The organism is Microbacterium sp. DWRC1-3 (assembly GCF_049896645.1).
Lineage (GTDB): Bacteria > Actinomycetota > Actinomycetes > Actinomycetales > Microbacteriaceae > Microbacterium > Microbacterium maritypicum.
The window spans coordinates 567564-587831 of sequence record NZ_JAFCUS010000002.1; the positions used below are offsets into that span (position 1 = coordinate 567564).

The 20268-nt window shown below is 68.8% G+C and carries 20 protein-coding genes; 15 read left to right on the plus strand and 5 right to left on the minus strand.

From position 1 onward, the window contains the following. The first annotated feature begins 7 nt into the window (after nt 1–7). The 8 genes from ACP699_RS15375 to ACP699_RS15410 all read left to right on the plus strand — a co-directional run bounded on the left by ACP699_RS15375 (nt 8) and on the right by ACP699_RS15410 (nt 7347). Nucleotides 8–1162 (plus strand): AMP-binding protein, encoded by a 1155-nt coding sequence (locus tag ACP699_RS15375; RefSeq protein ID WP_426172136.1) that lies wholly within the window; start codon nt 8–10, stop codon nt 1160–1162. A 26-nt stretch (nt 1163–1188) separates the two neighbouring features. Beyond that, nucleotides 1189–1980 (plus strand): class I SAM-dependent methyltransferase, encoded by a 792-nt coding sequence (locus tag ACP699_RS15380; protein ID WP_055870064.1) that lies wholly within the window; start codon nt 1189–1191, stop codon nt 1978–1980. A gap of 61 nt (nt 1981–2041) precedes the next feature. Then, nucleotides 2042–3220: a sensor histidine kinase gene (locus ACP699_RS15385; protein WP_055870067.1), complete on the plus strand. Its 1179-nt coding sequence runs from the start codon at nt 2042–2044 to the stop codon at nt 3218–3220. After that, a complete protein-coding gene (locus tag ACP699_RS15390; RefSeq protein ID WP_055870070.1) occupies nt 3217–3852 on the plus strand; it encodes a response regulator in 636 nt (211 codons plus the stop codon). Before ACP699_RS15385 ends, ACP699_RS15390 begins: the two co-directional genes overlap by 4 nt. 105 nt (nt 3853–3957) lie before the next feature. After that, the gene (locus tag ACP699_RS15395; protein WP_055877157.1) at nt 3958–4719 is read left to right on the plus strand and encodes an ABC transporter ATP-binding protein; all 762 of its coding nucleotides are present in this window, start codon (nt 3958–3960) and stop codon (nt 4717–4719) included. Then, entirely contained in the window at nt 4716–6176 is a 1461-nt protein-coding gene (locus ACP699_RS15400) for an ABC transporter permease (RefSeq protein WP_055870073.1), read from the plus strand. Before ACP699_RS15395 ends, ACP699_RS15400 begins: the two co-directional genes overlap by 4 nt. Nucleotides 6177–6194: 18 nt before the next feature. Further along, a complete protein-coding gene (locus ACP699_RS15405) occupies nt 6195–6854 on the plus strand; it encodes a 2-phosphosulfolactate phosphatase (protein WP_426172140.1) in 660 nt (219 codons plus the stop codon). A gap of 79 nt (nt 6855–6933) precedes the next feature. After that, nucleotides 6934–7347: a DUF3054 domain-containing protein gene (locus ACP699_RS15410; RefSeq protein ID WP_055870080.1), complete on the plus strand. Its 414-nt coding sequence runs from the start codon at nt 6934–6936 to the stop codon at nt 7345–7347. Nucleotides 7348–7354: 7 nt separating this feature from the next. Here ACP699_RS15410 and ACP699_RS15415 read toward each other — a convergent pair whose 3' ends face one another. The 4 genes from ACP699_RS15415 to ACP699_RS15430 all read right to left on the minus strand — a co-directional run bounded on the left by ACP699_RS15415 (nt 7355) and on the right by ACP699_RS15430 (nt 10725). Further along, complete coding sequence (locus ACP699_RS15415) at nt 7355–7843, minus strand: SprT-like domain-containing protein (RefSeq protein WP_426172142.1); 489 nt, start codon at nt 7841–7843, stop codon at nt 7355–7357. 44 nt (nt 7844–7887) lie between these two features. Beyond that, complete coding sequence (locus ACP699_RS15420) at nt 7888–8415, minus strand: hypothetical protein (RefSeq protein WP_017828166.1); 528 nt, start codon at nt 8413–8415, stop codon at nt 7888–7890. Between the two features lie 149 nt (nt 8416–8564). After that, a complete protein-coding gene (locus tag ACP699_RS15425; RefSeq protein WP_426172144.1) occupies nt 8565–9425 on the minus strand; it encodes a spermidine synthase in 861 nt (286 codons plus the stop codon). 31 nt (nt 9426–9456) lie between these two features. Further along, nucleotides 9457–10725: an LCP family protein gene (locus ACP699_RS15430; RefSeq protein ID WP_426172146.1), complete on the minus strand. Its 1269-nt coding sequence runs from the start codon at nt 10723–10725 to the stop codon at nt 9457–9459. Nucleotides 10726–10875: 150 nt separating this feature from the next. Between ACP699_RS15430 and ACP699_RS15435 the strand changes: the two genes are divergently transcribed. From ACP699_RS15435 to ACP699_RS15455, 5 genes are read left to right on the plus strand one after another with little or no spacing between them, the layout of a single operon-like run. Continuing rightward, nucleotides 10876–12165 carry a sugar ABC transporter substrate-binding protein gene (locus ACP699_RS15435; RefSeq protein WP_426172148.1) on the plus strand — a complete coding sequence of 430 codons (1290 nt, stop codon included), beginning with the start codon at nt 10876–10878 and terminating at the stop codon, nt 12163–12165. A gap of 15 nt (nt 12166–12180) precedes the next feature. Further along, on the plus strand, nt 12181–13155 hold the full coding sequence (locus ACP699_RS15440) for a carbohydrate ABC transporter permease (protein WP_426172151.1): 975 nt from the start codon (nt 12181–12183) through the stop codon (nt 13153–13155). Next, a complete protein-coding gene (locus tag ACP699_RS15445; RefSeq protein ID WP_017828171.1) occupies nt 13152–13985 on the plus strand; it encodes a carbohydrate ABC transporter permease in 834 nt (277 codons plus the stop codon). The genes ACP699_RS15440 and ACP699_RS15445 overlap by 4 nt, the downstream gene beginning before the upstream one ends. After that, nucleotides 13982–15499: a glycoside hydrolase family 3 protein gene (locus tag ACP699_RS15450; protein WP_426172153.1), complete on the plus strand. Its 1518-nt coding sequence runs from the start codon at nt 13982–13984 to the stop codon at nt 15497–15499. The genes ACP699_RS15445 and ACP699_RS15450 overlap by 4 nt, the downstream gene beginning before the upstream one ends. Nucleotides 15500–15513: 14 nt before the next feature. Next, complete coding sequence (locus tag ACP699_RS15455; protein WP_055870098.1) at nt 15514–16380, plus strand: MurR/RpiR family transcriptional regulator; 867 nt, start codon at nt 15514–15516, stop codon at nt 16378–16380. Nucleotides 16381–16409: 29 nt separating this feature from the next. Here ACP699_RS15455 and ACP699_RS15460 read toward each other — a convergent pair whose 3' ends face one another. Next, nucleotides 16410–17330 (minus strand): sugar kinase, encoded by a 921-nt coding sequence (locus tag ACP699_RS15460; protein WP_426172155.1) that lies wholly within the window; start codon nt 17328–17330, stop codon nt 16410–16412. Between the two features lie 163 nt (nt 17331–17493). On the opposite strand from ACP699_RS15460, the gene ACP699_RS15465 reads away from it, so the two are divergent. Then, nucleotides 17494–19167: an ABC transporter substrate-binding protein gene (locus ACP699_RS15465; protein WP_055870104.1), complete on the plus strand. Its 1674-nt coding sequence runs from the start codon at nt 17494–17496 to the stop codon at nt 19165–19167. Between the two features lie 87 nt (nt 19168–19254). Further along, on the plus strand, nt 19255–20259 hold the full coding sequence (locus ACP699_RS15470; protein ID WP_017828176.1) for an ABC transporter permease: 1005 nt from the start codon (nt 19255–19257) through the stop codon (nt 20257–20259). Nucleotides 20260–20268 lie beyond the last annotated feature (9 nt).

Below are 20268 nucleotides of genomic sequence, written 5' to 3' on the forward strand. Positions count from 1 at the left end.
GACCCGCATGACCGCCCTGATCCCCACGGATGCCGAAGATCCGGTTCTGCTGCGGGAAGCCCTGCGGCGTGCGCTCGACGGGGGCCCTGCTCTGGGACTCGGGATGGTGGACGGCGCCCCGGAGAACGTGGCGGACGGCCTCGCCGCCGTGATCGCGACGTCGGGATCGAGCGGCATCCCGAAGCGGGTCGCCCTGAGCGGGGAGGCCCTGCGGGCGAGTGCCGAGGCCACGGCGGCGCGCATCGGCAGCGGACGCTGGCTGCTCGCGCTGCCGGCCGGCTATGTCGCGGGGCTTCAGGTGCTGGTGCGGTCGATCCTCGCCGACACGCGACCGGCACGGATAGAGGGCCGGTTCTCGCCGGTGTCGTTCGCCGAGGCGACTCTCGAGATGCTGCGGCCGGCGTCGAAGGCGGGGATCCCCGACCCGTACACCTCCCTCGTCCCCGCTCAGGTCGCGACCCTGCTCGACGCGGCGGATGACACCGCCGTGCGGGCGGCACTGCAGGCCTATCGGGCGATCCTGGTGGGCGGCCAGGCCCTCCCGGAGCCGCTGCGGGAACGGGCGGCCGACCTCGGTGTGCGACTGGTGCGCACCTACGGTTCGACCGAGACCAGTGGGGGATGCGTCTACGACGGTGTGCCCCTCGACACGGTCGGCGTGCGGACGGTCGACGGTGAGCTGCGCATCGCCGGTCCCATGCTCGCCGAGGGGTATCTCGGCGACGGGTCGCTGACCGCCCGCACGTTCGTGCGCGATGAGCACGGCATCCGCTGGTACCGCACGGGCGATCTCGGCCTCGTCGAAGACGGTGTCGTCCGTGTGCACGGCCGCGCCGACAACGTGATCGTGTCCGGGGGGATCAACATCTCCCTCGACCGTGTGGAGCGGATCGTCCGCCGGATCGCGGGCCTTCATGAGGCCGTGGTCGTCGGCGTGGAGGATGAGCGCTGGGGCGAGGCGTCCGTGATCGTCGCGGCTCGGGGCGAGGTGCTCCGCCGCAGCGAGTCGGAGCAGCTCGCGCACGCTCGCGACGCCGTCGAGGACGAACTCGGCAAGCACGCCCGTCCCGTCCGGCTGATCATGGTGGACGAGATCGAGGTGCTCTCCTCGGGTAAGCCCGACCGCGAGGCCATCCGTCGCATGGTCGCCGACCTGCACTGAGCGCACGCTCTGCCAGACTGGGCCGCATGGCCTCGTACACGCATGGACATCACGAATCCGTCCTCCGCTCGCACAACGTGCGCGACATCGCGAACTCCGCCGAGTACCTTCGCCCGCACCTCACCGCCACGACCCGTCTTCTCGACGTGGGTGCGGGGCCGGGCAGCATCACGGCCGATTTCGCCGGCATCGTCGCCCACGTCACGGCCACCGAGATCGATGAGAGCGCCCTGTCGCTCTCGCAGGGACTCGTGGCCGAGCGCGGGCTCACCAACCTCTCGTTCTCGATCGAGGACGTGCACGCGCTGAGCTTTCCCGACGACTCGTTCGATGTCGTGCACGCGCACCAGGTGCTCCAGCACGTCGGCGACCCGGTGACGGCCCTGCGCGAGATGCGCCGCGTCGCCGTTCCCGGGGGGATCGTCGCCGCGCGAGACGCGGACTACGCGGGCTTCCTCTGCTTCCCGGAACTGCCGGAGCTCGATCGCTGGCTCACCCTGTACCGCACGGCGGCACGGGCCAACGGCGGGGAGCCGGATGCGGGACGCCGGCTGCTGTCCTGGGCGCGCGCCGCGGGATTCACGGACATCACCGCGACGGCATCCACCTGGTGCTACGCGTCTCCCGCCGAGCGGGCCTGGTGGGGCGGCATGTGGGCCGACCGCATCCTCGAGTCGGCGCTCGCGCGGCAGCTCGTCGACAGCGACATGGCGACGCGGGCCGATCTGCAGGAGATCAGCGACGCCTGGAAGCGCTGGGCCGACGACGGCGACGGGTGGTACCTGGTGCCGCACGGCGAGATCATCGCCCGGGCCTGACGCGGCCCAGATACATCCCGCGACGGATGCCCGCGGCCAGGCCCTCGCGTAGCGTGGGGGAGTGATCCGCCCGCTCTCCCGCACCGCGCTGATCCTCGACATCGTCGGGGCGGCGCTGCTGTTCCTCGTACTCGTACCGACCTCGCTCGTGTTCTACGGGCCGGGGACGGGCAACGACGCGATCGGGGGGTTCGCGGTCGTGGGTGTCTTCATCGCGAGCGTGCTGATGTGCGGTGGCGTCGCGATCGGCCGGCTCGCCCCGGGGTGGGCCCTCGCCGCTGCGTGGGCCGGTGCCGTGCTGCAGATGCTGTCCGGCTTCGGGCCGCTCCCGGTGAACTTCGCGATCCTGCTCGTGCTCTACGCCACCTCGGCGTGGGGCACGCGCCGTGTGCTCTGGTGGGGCTTCGGATCCGCGTTGTTCGGAGGGTTCGTCGCGGCCGTCTTCATGATCATCGTGAACGGCGTCGCCTTCGGAACCGGGTCCGGCTGGGAGAAGGTCACCGCGGGCACGCTCCTCCTCGTCGTCTCGGTCATGGCGCTCGGGTTCGCCTGGGTGTGCGGACTGCTGTGGCGTGTGGTGCTGCGCGCTCGCGGCACCAGGTCGGCTCAGCTGCAGGCGGAGGCGCTCGCCGCGGAGGAGCAGGAGCGCGTGCGCATCGCGCGCGACATGCACGACGTGGTCGCGCACTCGCTCGCGGTCGTGATCGCGCAGGCCGATGGCGCCCGATACGCCGCCGCCGTGAAACCCGAAGTCGCGACCGAGGCACTCGGGACCATCGCCCAGACGGCACGCGGCGCTCTGAGCGACGTGCGGATGCTCCTCACGCAGCTGCGGCACCGGCAGGGCGACGGTCCGCAGCCCACGCTCGCCGATCTCGAAGCGCTGTTCGCGCAGGTGAGACAGGCGGGCATCGAACCGCGGGTCACGGTCGATCCGACGCCGCCGGGGGAGCCGCCCGCCGCCATCCAGCTCGCGGTCTACCGCATCCTGCAGGAAGCACTCACGAACGCGATCCGACACGGCGACGGCGCGGTCGACGTGAACCTCGCCTGGCTGCCGGATCGTGTCGACGTCGACGTGCGCAACACGGTCACGGGCGAGGCGACCGTCGCGCCGGGCGGACACGGAGTCATCGGCATGCGTGAACGCGCACAGCTCGTCGGCGGTAGTCTGCAAGCCGAGCGCCGAGGGACACAGTTCGTCGTCCACGCCACGCTCCCGATCGGAGTCTCCGAATGATCAGAGTCGTGCTCGTCGACGACCAGGCGCTCTTCCGTGCCGGCATCCGGATGCTCGTCGCCTCCCAGCCCGACCTCGAAGTGGTGGGGGAAGCCGGCGACGGGAAGGAGGCGCTCGACGTCGTCCGCATGACCCGCCCGGACGTGGTGCTGATGGACATCCGGATGCCCGTCATGGACGGGCTCACCGCGACCGCCGAGATCCTGGCACGCCCGGAGCCGCCGCGCATCGTCATGCTCACCACGTTCGACCTCGACGAGGCGGCGGCGCGGGCCATCCGTCAGGGGGCGAGCGGCTTCCTCCTCAAGGACGCCGACCCCGAGTTCCTGCTCGCCGCGATCCGCACGGTGCACTCGGGGTCGAGTGTGATCGCCGCCTCGGCGACGCGCGACCTGTTCGAGCACTTCGCCGAGGCACCCAAGCCCGTGCCCGCGCAGTACACCGACCTCACGGACCGTGAGCGGGAGATCTTCGCGCTCGCCGCCCGCGGGCTCTCGAACTCCGAGATCGCCGCTCGCGAGTATCTGAGCGAGGCGACCGTGAAGACGCACATCAGTCGCATCCTCAGCAAACTCGCGCTGCGCGACCGCGTGCAGCTGGTGGTCTTCGCCTTCGAGCACGGCCTCGCCTGATCCCCCGCGCGCTCCGGCCGACCCCGCAGATCATCCTTGCGATGTATGCGGAAGGGTCCCCGGGAGCGATGACCCGCGCGGGGCCGCGGAAATAACGTCGGAGTCATGGAGATCACGACCACCGACCTCGGGCTCGCCGCCCGCGTCCAGCACCTGAAGAAGACCTACGGCTCCGGCGAGGGCACCGTCCGTGCGCTGGACGATGTGAGCGTCGGCATCCGCCGTGGGCAGTTCACCGCGATCATGGGGCCGTCCGGTTCCGGCAAGTCCACCCTGATGCACATCATGGCGGGACTCGACAATCCCACCGAAGGGCGTGCCTGGATCGGAGACACCGAGATCACCGGCCTCGGTGACATCGACCTCACGATCCTGCGGCGTCGACGCGTCGGCTTCATCTTCCAGGCGTTCAACTTGGTCCCGACGCTCGATGCGCTCGGCAACATCATGCTTCCGTTCGAGCTCGACGGTCGTCGGCCGAGTGCGATCGAGCGGGCGCGCATCGACGGACTTGTCGAGACGCTCGGGCTCGGTTCGCGTCTCGCTCATCGTCCGCACCAGCTGTCCGGCGGTCAGCAGCAGCGCGTGGCCATCGCCCGTGCCCTCGCCACCGCACCGGATCTGGTCTTCGCCGACGAGCCCACCGGAAACCTCGACTCGAAGACCGGGCGCGAGGTGCTGCGACTGCTCGCCACCGCGAGCCGCGAGCACGGCCAGTCCATCGCGATGGTCACGCACGACGCGATCGCCGCGAGCCACGCCGACCGCGTGCTCTACCTCGGCGACGGCCGCATCGTCGCCGACCACCCGCGCCAGAGCGCCGAGGAGATCTCGGCCTACATGCTCGCCGCCGAGGTGGCGGCATGACCGCCGTCGCCACGGTCGTCCCCGAATCGCGGGCGACCGGCCCCCGGCTGGCGTGGCTGCGCGATCGGGGGATGGGCGCGAGCATCCTGGTCGCTGCGTTGTCTGCCGCGTTCGGTGTGCTCCTCGTCGAGATCACCGCCTACATCGGCGCCGTGCTGCAGGCCGACCCCTTCATCGGTGACAGCGGGACGCTCGCCTTCGTGGTGGCCCTGCTGTCGGTGCTGCTGACCGTGGTCGCGATGTATGTCGCCGCCATCGTCACCGCGAACACCTTCTCGACGATCATCGCCGGACGCACCCGTCAGATCGCGCTCATGCGTCTGATCGGGGCGACTGCGCGTTCGCAGCGGTCAGAGGTCGGAAAGCAGGGACTCGTCGTCGGGCTTCTCGGCGCGGCGATCGGTCTGCTCGCCGGCCTCCTGCTCGCGGTGATCGGGGTGCAGATCGGCGGGCAGCTGATCGACAACGCCCCCTCCGACTTCTCGCTCGCCCAGCCGTTCGTGGCGCTGCCGGCGATCGGTGTCGCCCTCACCACCTGGGCGGCGGCGTGGGCAGGCTCCCGGCGCGTGCTGTCGGTGACCCCGCTGCAGGCACTCGGCGGTTCGGTCGAGCGCACGCACGACGAGGTCTCCGGCAAGGCGGGGCGGCACATCGGCGCCTGGGTGCTGCTGATCGCCGGCGCCGCGCTCCTGGTGGGCGGCGTGCTGGTCGGACTCCTCACGCCGCTCGGTGTCGTGGTCGCCTTCTTCGGAGGCGTGCTCTCGTTCACGGGCCTCGCTCTCGGATCCGTCCTGTTCATGCCGCCGGTCCTGCGCCTGGTGGGACGCATGTTCGGGTCGAGTGCGACCGCGCGCCTCGCCGCCGAGAACGCACTGCGCTACCCGGAGCGCTCGTCGCGGATGGCGATCGGCGTGGTGATGGGGGTGACCCTGGTGACGATGTTCGCCGTGGCCCTCGAATCGGCCAAGCGTCTGATGATGAGCCAGGTCACGGGCGAGGTCCCGGAGGAGTTCTTCGCCCCGATGGATGCGTTCGCTGCGGTGATGATGGTGCTGGTCGCCGTCTCGGCCGTGATCGCCGCGGTCGGTCTGGTGAACCTGCTCACGATCGGGGTGGTGCAGCGGCGCCGGGAGCTGGGACTGCTGCGCTCGATCGGTCTGTCCAACCGCCAGGTGCGACGGATGGTGCTGCTCGAAGCCACGCACATCACGGTCGCGGCGACTCTGACGGGGCTCGTGCTGGGCGTCGCGTACGGCTGGATCGCCGCGCAGTCGCTGCTGGGCTCGGTGCCGACGCTGCCGGAGTTCACCCCGGCGGGGCTCGTGGCTCCGCAGATCCCGTGGATCCCGGTCGCCATCATCGTCGTCGCGACGGCGGTGCTCACGCTGGTGGCGGCGGCGACGCCCACGAGGTTGGCCACCAGGGTGGCTCCGGTCGAGGCGCTCGCAGCGGATTGACGCCTCTAGGCTGGTCGGATGCCGTCGCCGTTCGATCAGTCCACGTACCAGGTCCGCCTCGACTGGGGCACTGCGGGTCTCGCCCGTCTCGCCACCGCCGATGTCGTCGTGGTCGTCGATGTGCTGCGGTTCTCCTCTACGGTCATCGATGCCACGGCCTCGGGCGTCACCGTCGCACTGGAAGAGGCGCAGCGCTGGTCCCGCAACGGTGCAGCCGTGTGCGCCGCGGCCTCCACGGACTCGACGGTGCTCGTGGGAGGCATCCGCAACGCGGCGGCTGTCGCGCGGGCGGTGCAGACCATCCAGGAACGACGGCAGGCACGCACTTCGGTCGCCGTCATCGCGGCGGGTGAGCTCGACTCCGCGGGGACGTTGCGGTTTGCGGTCGAGGACCAGCTCGGAGCCGGAGCGATCGTGTCGGCGCTCTCTGCTCGGGGCATCGATCACACGGCTCCGGATGCTGCGGTGGCCGCGGAGGGCTTCCATGCTCTCCGCGGCGCCGTGCGGCACATGGTCGGTGCGAGCGGTTCCGGCCGCGAGCTCGCCGACGGAGTCATCGCTACCGCCCGCATCGAAGCGTCGGGACTGGTGCCGACATCGGTGGCGGACGCCGCCGTGCTCGACGCGGTCGATCTCGTACCGGTGCTGCGCGACGGATCGTTCACCCGTTTCGAGTGACGCCCGCTTCGGGTGCGGTTATTCCGCCGGATGCCGCGGGGCGGGCGCTGCTTCGGTTCGAGGCACGTAGGGTCGTGGCATGAGGTACCTTCCCGCTGTCGTCGTCGATGTCGTGCTCGTGCTGATCTTCGCCGCGATCGGCCGCGCCTCCCATGACGAGAACCCTGCCGGTTTCCTGCTCACGGCGTGGCCCTTCCTGATCGCCCTGCTCATCGGGCATCTCCTCGCGGCGCTGCTGCCCGGTCGGCCACGCCGCCCCTGGTCCGTGCTGTGGGGTGCCGTGGTCTGGATCGTGACGGTCGCGGGAGGAATGCTCATCCGCGTGCTCAGCGGCGACACCGCCGAGGTGCCGTTCATCATCGTGGCGACCCTCGTGCTCGGGGCCTTCCTGGTCGGCTGGCGCGCGATCACCGCGCTGCTGCGTCGCCGGCGCAATTCCCCCGATGCGGCGGAGGCCACGCGGTCCGAAAGCCTCGACGAGCCGAACGACTGAGTCGCCGTCAGCGCGGCATCTGCGCAGCGAGGCGCACGTCGGTCGAGATCTCGCGTCGGGTCCAGGCGAACAGATGCCGGGAATCGAACGTCCGCGAGCAGCGCGCGCAAGATGTGGGTCTCGTGGGGCGACGGTGCCGGTAGGTCACGTGCCCCGCGGGGCAGCTGCCCACCCAGGGCGCGAGCTCCACGGCCGTCTCACCGTGATGGGTCGTGCCGCCGACGTAGCCGAGGTCGCGGGCGACGCGCTTCCATACCGGTCCATGCGCTGCCGCGTGGCCGGCGAGGGCGTGCGCGACCTCGTGCAGCAGCACCTGGTGGATGTCGTCGTCTTCGAAGCGTGCGGCGAGGTAGCGCGACACGGTGATGCGCTTCTTCGTGTAGTCGCATTGGCCGGCCCGACGCTTGGCATTGTCGAAGCCGAAGGACCAGCTGTCGTCGAGATGCAGCATGATCAGTGCTTCGCCCCAGACGCGCACACGGTCAAGTTCCGCCATGCGATCAGGCTAAGCCATGCCGCCGACATCGTCGCGGCACGGGGTCAGCCCGCGATGAGCTGCGGCGGGCGACGCCGCTCGACGGCCTCGATGGCCAGGAGCGCGGTCTCGAGCTCGCTGTCCTGCGCGCCGGACTCACGGCGAAGGAACAGCGACTGCTTGAAGCTCTCCCTGGCGGTCTCGTAGTCGCCCGCGTCGTAGGCGTTCTTGCCGTGGTGCTGATAGGCGAAGGCGGCGATCGACAGCCAACGCTGCCCTTCCGCCTCGGTCGCGCAGGTCGAGAGCTCCTGTTCGGCCGCGGCATGCGCGCCACGGTACTGCAGGATCGTCGCGTGCAGCACGCGGGCGCGCAGAACGTCCTTGCGAGTGCCGGCCATGCGTGCCTGGCGCACCGTCTCATCTGCCAGATCGAGCGCCTCGTCGAGGCGGTCGAGCACCTTCAGCAGCCACACGCGCTCCAGCAGAGCGGGCAGGCTGCGCTGCGAATCGATCTCCGCGAGACGTGTCTCGCACTCATCGAGATCGACCTTTTCGCGGAGGGTCTCCTGGTCGTATCCCCGGATGAAACTCATTGCTCTCCTTCCGCAGCGTCCCCTACCAGTCTGCCTTCCGGTCGTGGGCTCGTGGGGGCGGCGCGCCCTGGTCGCGGCATCCTGTCCTCGACACGCCGTCGCCCCGCTGCGTCGGTTCTTCCCGGGGTGCCGGATGACCGCGTCGTGGCTCAGCGCAGGAAGAGCGAAGCGTCCGGCCGAGGGGAGGCGACGGCGTCGACGTCGGTGACGATCCGTGCGCCCTGAATGAACGCGTCGACCTCTGCGCCCTGCGCGATCTTCGCGGGGTGGGGACCCGCGGCCAGGATGCGCGGCAGCCACTCCGTCGGCAGGGGAGTGGCCGAAGCGGCGATGACGAGGTTCCCGAAGCGTCGCCCCTTGAGCACCTGGGTGTCGGCGAGGATGCCGATCTCGGGGAGTACGTGCGCGATCGTCGCGGCCTGACGGCGGGCGAACGCGAGCCCGGGACCGTCGGCGACGTTGACGAGGAGCACACCGTCGGTCGACAGCAGCTCCGCCAGCTCGCGGTAGAACTCGACGCTGGTGAGGTGGGCGGGCGTCTGCGCCCCCGAATACACGTCGGAGACGACGAGGTCGCACTGCGCCCGCAGCGCGCTCGGCAGCTTCGCGACTCCCTCGCGGGCATCACCGATCCTGACCCGGATCGGTGCGCCCTTGGGCAGCGGGAGGTGCTCCCGCACCAGCTGCGCGAGCGGGGCTTCGAGTTCGATGACCTGCTGACGTGAGCCCGGGCGCGTGGCCTCGATATAGCGGGGGATCGTCAGCGCACCGGCACCGAGGTGCACGGCCGTCAGCGCACCCGGTGCGAGCTGGTCGATCACCGCTCCCATGCGCACGATGTACTCGAAGTGCAGGTGCGTCGGGTCGTCCAGGTCGACGTGCGACTGCGGGGTGCCGTCGACGATCAGCTCGAAACCGCTCGTGAACTCCGACGGAATGATGCTGGCGATGCCGCCGTGATCGAGTCGGGTCTGGGGGTGCTCGGTGTCTCGCGATCTCGTCCGGCCCATGGGCACGAGCCTACGCGCTGGGGGCACAGCGTCAGCGCTGCCTGCCGTTCGCGCAGGTCTCCTGCTCGGCCGTCTGCCCGGAGATGGCGGAGTCGAGCGTCGCGCGCGGCACCGGAGCCTCCGTCGCGGGGGCGTCGGTCGCGGGATCCGTCGTCGGAACCTCCGCCTCGGCGCCCGGTGCCGGTTCGACGAGCTCGACGCCTCCGTTGTTGCTGACATCGCCGGTGAGCTGCACGGGCTGGCCCGCCTTCAGGGCGTCCCAGATGGTGGCCGCGGCGTCGCGGTTCGGGATCACGCGGTCGGAATCGTCGGGATCGGCGAACACCGGGTACTGCAGGAAGACGAACTCCGAGAACGGCACATCCTTGACCGATAGTGCGAGCTGGGCGAGCCGGACCGGGTTGGCCAGCTTGTCGCTCGGATCGATGTTGTCGACGACGGTGTTCGCGAGCCCCAGCACCTTGCCCGGGTCGGACAGCACCTCGTCGCTCATGATCTTCTTCACCAGACGAGACATGTACTGCTGCTGGTTCGACACCCGTGCCATGTCGCTCTCGTCGCCGACGCCGTGCCGCGTGCGGATGAACTGCAGGGCTTCGTAGCCCGAGACCGTGCGCGGTCCCGGCTCCCAGTCGATGGCCGTCTGGTCGTCGCGGATGCCCTCGCCACCGATGCACACCTCGACCCCGCCGATGGCGTCGGTGACGTCGATCACCCCGTCGAAGTCGATCTTGGCGGCGAAGGGGATCTCCACGCCGGTGAGGTCGGTGATGGTCTTCGCCACGCATGAGATGCCTGCCCGCTGGAAGACCGAGTTGATCTGGGTCTTGCGCGTCGCCGAGGCGACGGAGCCGTCGGGCAGGGTGCACTCGGGGGTCTCGAGCATCAGGTCGCGGGGGAACGAGATCACGGTGACCTTGCGCGGTTCCGCCGACACATGCACGAGCAGGTTCACGTCGTTGAGGATCCCGCCGTCCGCTTCCGAGCAGCGCTCGCCCAGCAGGCCCGTCGACACTTCGCCGCACTCGTCGGTGCCGATCAGCAGCACGCTGAACTCGCCGGGGAAGGCGCTGATGGAGGGGGGTTCGACCTCGGGAGCGTCTTCCAGCGTGACGGCGCCCTCGTTGAAGCGGTTGAAGTAGTCGGTCACGACGAACGCGGCGACAGCGATCGCGGAGACCAGCACGACACCCAGCGTGATCCCGGCGATCTTGAGGAATCCTCTGGCAGGCCCGGGGGAGGGGAGCGTCGCGTGGCGGGCGACCGTCGAACGGTCCTTGTCAGGGGTGCGGCGAACCATCCGGGGAGCCTACCGGGGGAACCTGATGTTACGGCCGCATGACGATTGTGAGAGGAACTTGCAGGTAATTAGTTAGTCGTGGATACTTTTTCCTAACCCCCGGTGAGTACCCGATGCTTGCCAGGACTTTTCAAAGAGGAGATCCCCGCAATGCACAAGCGCATTCTCTCGGCCGTGGCGCTCGGCGCCGTGGCCACGCTCGCCCTCGCCGGCTGCGCCGGCGGCACCGACGCCGCCTCCACCGACGGCAAGGGCCAGGAGCTCACCGTCTGGATCATGAAGGGCACCAACCCCGACGCCTCCGCCTTCTACGACAAGGTGTCCGACGCCTTCGAGGAGGAGACCGGCGCCACGGTCAAGATCGAGGAGATCCAGTGGGCAGACGCCCACGACCGCTTCGTGACCTCCATCGCCGGTGGCACGACTCCCGACATCGCCGAGACCGGAACCACCTGGACCGCCGAGTTCGCCGATGCCGGCGCGCTGCTGCCGATCGACGAGTACGTCGACGCCGAGAAGGGCCTCCGCGGCGACCTCGTCGAGGGTCTCGAAGTCGCCGGCACCTACGACGGAGAGCTGTACGGCATGCCGTGGTACGCCGGCGTCCGCTCGCTCGTGTACCGCGCCGACGTGTTCGAGGAGCTCGGACTCGAGGCTCCGAAGACGTGGGACGACATCGTCGCAGCGGGTGAGGCCATCAAGGCCGCCAAGCCCGACATGCTCCCCTTCCCCGTCCCCGGTGACGCCGAGTTCCAGGTCTACCCCTGGGTCTGGGGCGCGGGCGGCGAGATCGCCACGAAGGACGGCAAGACCTGGACGAGCGAGCTCGACAGCAAGGAATCGCAGGCGGGCATCGAGTTCTACACGGGCCTGGCCACCGAGCACGGCTTCTCCTCCGCAGGTGCCACCACCTGGAAGGAGACCGACCTCAGCGACGCGTTCACCCAGGGCAATGTCGCCATGATGCTCTCCGGCTCCTGGACGCCGAACAAGCTCATCGAGACCAACCCCGACCTCGAGGGCAAGATCGGTGCAGCAGCCATCCCGGGTGAAGACGGCGGCATCGCTCCCTCCGTGCTCGGCGGATCGCACCTCTCGATCTTCAACACGACCAAGAACGCCGACCTGGCGTGGGAGTTCGTCAAGCTGGTGACCACGGGCGACCTCGCCGAGCAGTGGTCGAACGAGACCGGGTACTTCCCGGGCGTCCAGTCCGCGATGGAAGAGGCACTGGCCTCGACCGACCCGCTGGTCGCACCGTTCGCCGAGCAGATGGTCGATGGCGGCGCATCCGTCCCGGTCACCCCGAACTTCGGCGCCGTGCAGGCGAAGAAGACGACCAACTCCATGATTCAGGCCATCCTCAGCGGGCAGAAGGACGTCGCGACCGCGACGAAGGACGCCGCAGCCGAGATGACCGAACTGCTCAACCAGAAGTAAGGAAGCACTCCTTCCATGTCGATGGTGCAAGCGCCACTGCCGGCCACGAAGGCGGAGTCCACCTCCGCCTCCGTGGCCAGCGGCCGGAAGCGACGCGGTCTCTCGATCGTCGCGGCCCGCCCCTGGCTCCTTCTCGCGCCCGGGCTGGCCATCCTCGCGGTGCTCATGCTCTGGCCGCTCATCCAGGTGTTCATCTACTCGTTGCAGGACTACGGCCTGCGCGAGATCAACACCGGGGAGAACAACTGGATCGGTCTCGACAACTACGTCGAGGCGCTCACCAACCCGACTCTCTGGACGGTGGTGCTGCCCAACACGGTCGGCTTCGCCGCTGTGGCGGTGTTCGTCACCGTCGCCGTGGGCACGCTCGTGGCTCTGCTGCTCGCGCGTCTGGGCACCACCTGGCGCGTCATCGTCTCCAGCTGCATCATGGTCGCCTGGGCGATGCCCGCCGTGACCGGCACCTATGTCTGGACCTTCATCTTCGATGCCGACCGCGGCATCTTCAACGCCGTGCTGCGTGACCTCGGTCTCATGGACGACCCGGTCAACTGGTTCACGAACCAGTGGTCGTTCTACGCCATCGTGCTCCTGAACGTGGTGCACCACGGATTCCCGTTCGTCGCCATCACGGTGCTCGCCGGACTGCTCGGCGTCTCGAAGGAGATGCTCGAGGCTGCAGCCCTCGACGGCGCCGGCGCCTGGCGCCGATTCTGGAAGATCATCTTCCCCACGCTCAAGCCCGTCTTCTCGGTCGTGATCATCCTGTCGACGATCTGGGACTTCAAGGTCTTCGCCCAGGTGTACCTGATGCCCGGCGGTGGCGGTGGCAACCGTCAGGTGCTGAACCTCGGCGTCTGGTCGTACGTGGAGTCCTTCGGTCAGAACCGCTACGGCTTCGGTGCGGCGCTCGCCGTGCTGCTCACGCTCGTCCTGATCGGCATCACGATCGTCTACATCCGCTCCCTCATGAAGGAGGACGAGCTGTGAACCCGCGCCCGAGGCTCCGCTCCCGCATCGGAATCGGAATCGCGGTCGCCGCGGTCCTGATCTTCACGCTGTTCCCCGTCTACTGGATGGTCTCCAGTGCCTTCGACGGCAAGGCCTCCAGTGGTGGGCAGTCGCTGCTCCCGCAGGAGTTCACGTGGGACAACTTCGCGTTCGTGCTCACCGACGGCGGATTCGGCACCTACCTGCGCAACTCGGCGATCGTGGCGCTGGTCACCGTGCTCGTGAGTGCGCTCGTGTGTCTGCTCGCCGCCGTCGCCGTCGCACGGTTCAAGTTCAAGTTCCGCACCACGATCCTGATGATGATCCTGATCGTGCAGATGGTGCCGCTCGAGGCGCTCGTCATCCCGCTGTTCCTGCAGGTCAAGAGCCTGGGGCTGCTCAACAGCATCCTCGGCCTGATGGTCGTCTATGTCGCACTGTCGCTCGCCTTCGGGATCTGGATGCTGCGCGGCTTCGTGGCCGCCGTCCCGGTCGAGCTCGAAGAGGCCGCGTACATCGACGGTGCGAGCTGGTGGCGCATGTTCCGCTCGGTGCTGCTGCCGCTCGTCATGCCCGGCCTCGTGGCGACCAGCATCTTCAGCTTCATCACGGCGTGGAACGAGTTCATCTTCGCGATGACGATCCTCGGCGCTCAGACCGACCAGTACACGGTCTCGATCGGTCTGAAGTCGTTCTTCGGACTGCACTCCAACGACTGGGGCAGCATCATGGCCGCGTCGACCATCATCACCGTCCCCGTCATGATCTTCTTCGTGCTGGTGCAGCGCAAGCTCGCCTCCGGCATGGTGGCAGGAGCGGTGAAGGGATGACCGACGACCTCGAACGTCTCGCCAACGGCGTGCTGTGGCCGGGCTTCTTCGGCACGGAAGCGCCCCAGTGGCTGCGTGACGAACTGCGTGAGGGCCTGGCCGGAGTCGTGTACTTCGGGCAGAACGTCGGCGAGGGGCTTCCGGCTCTCAGCGCCGCGATCCTCGACGCGAACCCCGACGCCCTGATCGGCATCGACGAAGAGGGCGGCAGCGTCACCCGGCTCGAGTCGGCCACCGGATCGACCGTCCCCGGAGCCGCCCAGCTCGGTCTGCTCGACGACCTCGTCGCCTCCGAGAAGACCGGTGCGGAGCTGGCCAGACGTGTGCGGGCGGTCGGCGCCAATGTGGTGCTCGGTCCGGTCGCAGACGTCAACACCGACCCCCGCAACCCGGTGATCGGCGTGCGGGCGTTCGGCGATGACGAGGCGCTGGTCTCCCGGCACGTGGTCGCGACGATCGACGGCATCCAGGACGGGGCGGTCGCCGCCTGCGTCAAGCACTTCCCCGGCCACGGCGACACCCACATGGATTCGCATCACTCGCTCCCCGAGATCACGCTCGATCTCGAGGAGTTCGAGCGGGTGCACCTGGAGCCCTTCCGTGCGGCGATCGACGCCGGAGTTGACGCCGTCATGACCGCGCACATAGTGGTCCCGGCGTGGGGGGAGCAGCCCGCGACGCTCAACCCGCGGGTGCTCGGCATGCTGCGCGACTGGGGCTACGACGGCGTCATCATCACCGACGCGCTCGACATGGCCGCGATCCGAGAGACGGTGGGACTCGGTGGGGGAGCAGCCCTGGCACTCGCCGCCGGAGCAGACCTCCTCTGCATCGGGAACCCCACCAACCCCGGTGATGCCGCTCTTCCCGATCAAGATGAGCAGGACTTCCGTGCGGCCAGAGACGGCATCATCGCCGCGCTGCGTGACGGTTCGCTCTCCCGGGCGCGCGTCGAGGAGGCCGCCGGCCGGGTCGCGGCTCTCGCGACCAAGCTCCGTGCGGCAGCCGCTGCCGCCGACGAGGAGGAGCCGACGGACGACTTCGACGCGGCCGAGATCGTGCGCCGTGTGGTGACGATCTCCGGCGGCGCCCTCGAGACGGCATCCGAGCTCGCCGTGATCGATGCGCGTCGTCGATCGACGCTCGCCGTCGACAGCGCCGGTTCCTACGTCGCGAGCGCGCTCGCGGAGGAGGGGCTGCGCGTGCGCCTCGACGTGGCATCCGCACCGGAGTCCGAACAGGATCGTGTGCTCGACGAGGTCACGGCAGCGTCAGGGACCACCGTGCTCCTGATCGATCGGCCCGACACGGATGCCGCGCAGCGTGCGCTCGTCGAACGCGCTGCTGTGCGTGATCCCCGCGCCGTCGTCGTCAACGTGGGTCTTCCCACTGTGAGTCCGTTGCCGCTGCCGACCGTGGAGGTCGCCGCAGCCAGTAGGCTCGGTGCGCAGACGGCGCGTGAAGCACTCCTGGGGTGCTTCACTGTGCAGCAGAGGATGACCAGCGCCGGCTGAGACAGGGATCCCTCATGGACGATGACGTTCTCGCTCGGGTGCGACGCTCGCTCCCCAAGGTGAGCGCTGCCGAGGCGCGCGTCGCGGAGACGATCCTGGGAGACCCGACACTCGTCGTCGATCTGGCCATCAACGATCTCGCCCAGCTCTGCCACACCTCGCTCTCGACGGTCGCCCGCTATGCCCAGTCACTCGGGTACAGCGGATACCGCGAGCTGCGGGTGGCTGTGGCACGTGCGGTCACGCTGGAACAGGCGCAGCAGGCCCGGTTCGGTCTCGACACCACGGCGATCGACCCCGACGACGGTCCGACGGCGATCGCCGCCAAGCTCGCCGCGCAGGAGATCGACGCGATCGAGAAGACGGCGCTCGCCCTCGATGCGGTCGCCCTCGACAGGGTCGCGCGTGCGGTGGTCGACGCCCGTCACATCGATCTCTTCGGACAGGCGGCGTCATCACTGACGGCTCAGGATCTGCTGCTGAAGCTGTCGCGCATCGGCTGCTCGGTCTCGCACTCGTCGGACCCGCACCTCGCGGTCACCACGGCCTCGCTGCGCACTGCGGACGATGTGGCGATCGCGTTCTCCCACGGCGGCGAGACGGCCGAGACTCTGCGCGCGCTCGAGGTCGCCCGCGATGCCGGCGCCCTCGCAGTGGCGGTCACCAGCGCCCCCGATTCGCCGTTGGCGCTGGCGGCGGATGTCGTGCTGCTCACACACGCGCACGAATCCCCGTTCCGGATGGCCGCGATGTCGAGCCGCATCGCTCAGCTCGCCCTCGTCGACGTGCTGTTCGTGCGCGTCGTGCAGCACCGCGGCGAGCCGGTCGCGGTCTCGCTGCAACGGACCCACGACGCGGTCCCCGCGCGCCGCCGCACCTGACCTTCCGGATTCTCCGTCCGTCCGGGGCGTCAGTCGACGTGGTCGCGGGTGCTGACCAGCGCGCGCGTCGCGATGCGGTGCCCGCGCGCGAGGCTTCCCGTGAGCGACAGGCCGGTGAGGATGCCGGCGAGGAAGCCGGCCGCGAAGGCGTCTCCTGCTCCGATCGTCTCCACCACGGGGGCGTCGAGGGCGTCGCTGTCGGCGGTCTCCGTGCCGTCGAAGGCGACCGCACCATTCGGGTCGGTCACGAGCAGGTACCGCGGCCGGGGGAACAGCGAGCGCAGCCGGCGCGGGTCGCTCGTTCCGAACACGACCTCCGCATCGGTGCGGGTGCAGAACACGATGTCCGCGCGACCAGCGAAATCGGAGACGATCGTCCGACCCTCCTCTTCGCGGCCTCGCCAGAGCGCGGGTCGCCAGTTCAGGTCGAAGCTGAGCAGCCGGTCGGGGTGCCGTTGCGTGAACAGGGCCTCCTGCGCAGCGAGCGCCGAGGCAGACAGCGCGGGGGTGATCCCCGAGGTGTGCACGAGCGCCGCTTCGGCGAGAAGAGCGGATGCCACGGGCGTGGTCAAGGTCTGCGGCGAGATCGCCGCAGCGGCCGAGCCGGCGCGGTAGTAGTGCATGGTTCCGTCGACCGCGCCGTCGTCTCGAGCCGAGAGCTCCTTCACATACAGGCCGGTGGGCGCATCTCCGTCGACCTCGACCGCGGAGTCGTCGACGCCGTGGTCGCGCAGCTCGGCGGTGAGGAAGCGTCCGAAGCCGTCGTCTCCCACCCGGGAGAGGACCGAGGTGCGGATGCCCGCCGATGCCAGGGCGATCGCGGTGTTCCACTCGGCCCCTGCCAGGGAGCGGTGGAAGGTCCGGCATCCCTCGAGAGGACCGGCGGTGGCGGCGACGAGGGCGACCATGCCCTCGCCGAAGCAGACGGCGAGCGGGGTGGTGTCGGGCACGATCTGGACACTACCGGATCGATGTCTGTCGCGCCGATATCGGATTGCAACCTGGATGCGTTTGGCATCTGAGGATCTGCTGGGTACCGTCGAGTCATCACCGTCCCCGAGGCGAAGAAGCCTCGGGACGCGCAATGAAGCGCCCGACAGGGAAGGTCACACAATGCACCAATCAGTCAAGCGTCGGCGAGGACTCATCGCCGTAACCGGAGCCACGATCGCGGCGCTCGCCCTCGCGGGCTGCGTCGCCAGCGAGCGTGGCGATGAAGGGTCCGAAGGCTCGGGCGACGTCGACGGGACATTCGTCTTCGCCGCCTCCTCCGACCCGGCGAGCCTCGACCCCGCCTTCGCTCAGGACGGCGAGAGCTTCCGCGTCTCGCGTCAGATCTTCGAAGGCCTCGTCGGCACCGAACCCGGCACCGCGGACCCTGCGCCGCTGCTCGCCGAGTCGTGGGAGTCGTCGGAGGACGGCATGTCCCACACCTTCGCGCTGAAGGAGGACGTCACGTTCCAGGACGGAACGCCGTTCAACGCCGAAGCCGTCTGCGTGAACTTCGACCGCTGGTTCAACTGGACCGGCCTCGCCGCGTCCGAGGCGTTCGGCTACTACTACAACAAGCTCTTCAAGGGGTACGCCTCCAACCCGGCCGACGCCGTGTACAAGTCCTGCACCCCTGACGGCGACTACTCGGTCACGATCGACCTCAACAAGCCGTTCGCCGGCTTCGTCGCCTCCCTCTCGCTCCCGTCCTTCTCGATGCAGAGCCCTTCGGCGATGCAGGAGTTCGGTGCGGACGAGGTCAGCGGCTCGGCGGAGTCCCCGCAGCTGTCCGAGTACGCGATGGGTCACCCGGTCGGTACCGGTCCCTACGCGTTCGACGAGTGGGCACCGGGCGAGCAGGTCACGCTCAAGGCCTACGACGGCTACTGGGGCGACGCCGGACAGATCGACGAGATCATCTTCCGCACGATCGACGACCCGACCGCTCGCCGTCAGGCGCTCGAGTCCGGCTCGATCGACGGGTACGACCTCGTCGGACCGGCCGACACCAAGGCCCTCGAAGACGACGGCTTCACGATGGTCTCGCGCCCGCCGTTCACGATCCTCTACCTCGCCTTCAACCAGGCGGTCCCGGAGCTGCAGGACCCGAAGGTCCGTGAGGCTCTGTCCTACGCGGTCGATAAGGACGCGCTGATCAGCCAGGTGCTCCCTGAGGGCACCCAGAAGGCGATCGAGTTCGTGCCCGAGGTCGTCAACGGCTACAACCCCGATGTCACGACCTACGACTACGACCCGGAGAAGGCCAAGGCGCTGCTGGCCGAGGCCGGGTACACCGAGGCGAACCCGTTGAAGCTCACCTTCAACTACCCGGTCAACGTCTCGCGTCCCTACATGCCGGACCCCGAGCAGATCTTCACGGTGCTCTCGTCCCAGCTGTCCGAGGTCGGCGTCGAGACCACCCCGGTCTCGGAGGAGTGGGTCGAATACCTCGACCGCACCACCGGCACCGCGGATCACGGCATCCACCTGCTCGGCTGGACCGGCGACTACAACGACACCGACAACTTCGTCGGCGTCTTCTTCGGCCAGCAGAGCTCCGAGTGGGGCTTCGACAACCCCGAGCTGTTCCAGAAGCTGAACGAGGCGCGCGGCGTCTCCAACCTCGAGGAGCAGACGGCGCTGTACGAGGAGATCAACGAGATGGTCGCCCAGTTCATCCCTGGAGTCCCGCTCGCGCACCCGGCGCCGACCCTGGCGTTCGACCCGCGCGTGAAGAGCTACCCCGCCAGCCCGGTGAACGACGAGGTCTTCACGGACATCGTCCTCACCAAGTAGGCCTGACCACTTGATATGTCGACCCCCGGTCCCGCGTATTCGGCGGGACCGGGGGAACGGCGTACCTTCTGATCGACGGAGATCTTCGTGCTGCGCACCATCGGCAGGCGACTGCTGTTCCTCATCCCCACCCTGTTCGGGCTCAGCATCCTGCTGTTCGCCTGGGTCAGGGCCCTCCCCGGCGGCCCCGCGGTCGCCCTGCTCGGCGAGAAGGCCACGCCAGAGGCTGTCGCGAGAGTCAACGAGCTCTACGGCTTCGACAAGCCCCTCATCGAGCAGTACTTCATCTGGATCGGACGCCTTCTCCAGGGAGACTTCGGCACCTCGATCCAGACCAACAGGCCGGTGACGGAGGAGTTCCTCCGCCGGTTCCCCGCGACGCTGGAGCTGAGCGTCATGGCGCTCATCTTCGCCGTCGGCATCGGCATCCCGCTCGGGTACTGGGCGGCTCGCCGTCACGGCAAGTTCACCGACCATGCCTCGGTCGTGCTGAGCCTGATCGGCATCACCATCCCGGTGTTCTTCCTCGCGTTCATCCTGAAGTACGTCTTCGCGGTGCAGCTGGGATGGCTGCCTTCGGACGGACGCCAGAATCCACGAATAGATGCCACCCATCCCACCGGGTTCTATGTGTGGGACGGCATCATCACCGGAGAGTTCGATGCCGCATGGGATGCGATCCTGCATCTGATCCTGCCGGCGCTCGCGCTGGGCACCATCCCACTCGCGATCATCGTCCGCATCACCAGGGCGAGTGTCCTGGAGGTGCAGAACGCGGACTACGTGCGCACGGGTCGGGCGAAGGGCGTCGGGTCGCCGACGCTGCGCAACCGCTTCATCCTGCGAAACGCCATGCTCCCGGTGATCACCACGATCGGCCTGCAGACGGGGCTGCTGATCTCGGGGGCGGTGCTCACCGAGACGGTGTTCGCCTTCCCTGGCATCGGCTCGTTCCTGGCGAGAGCCATCTTCACCAGGGACTTCCCCGTCCTCCAAGGGTTCATCATCTTCATCGCGATCGCATACGCGTTGATCAACCTGGCGGTGGACGTCTCCTACAGCTTCATCGATCCGAGAGTGAGGGTGCAGTGATGTCACTCC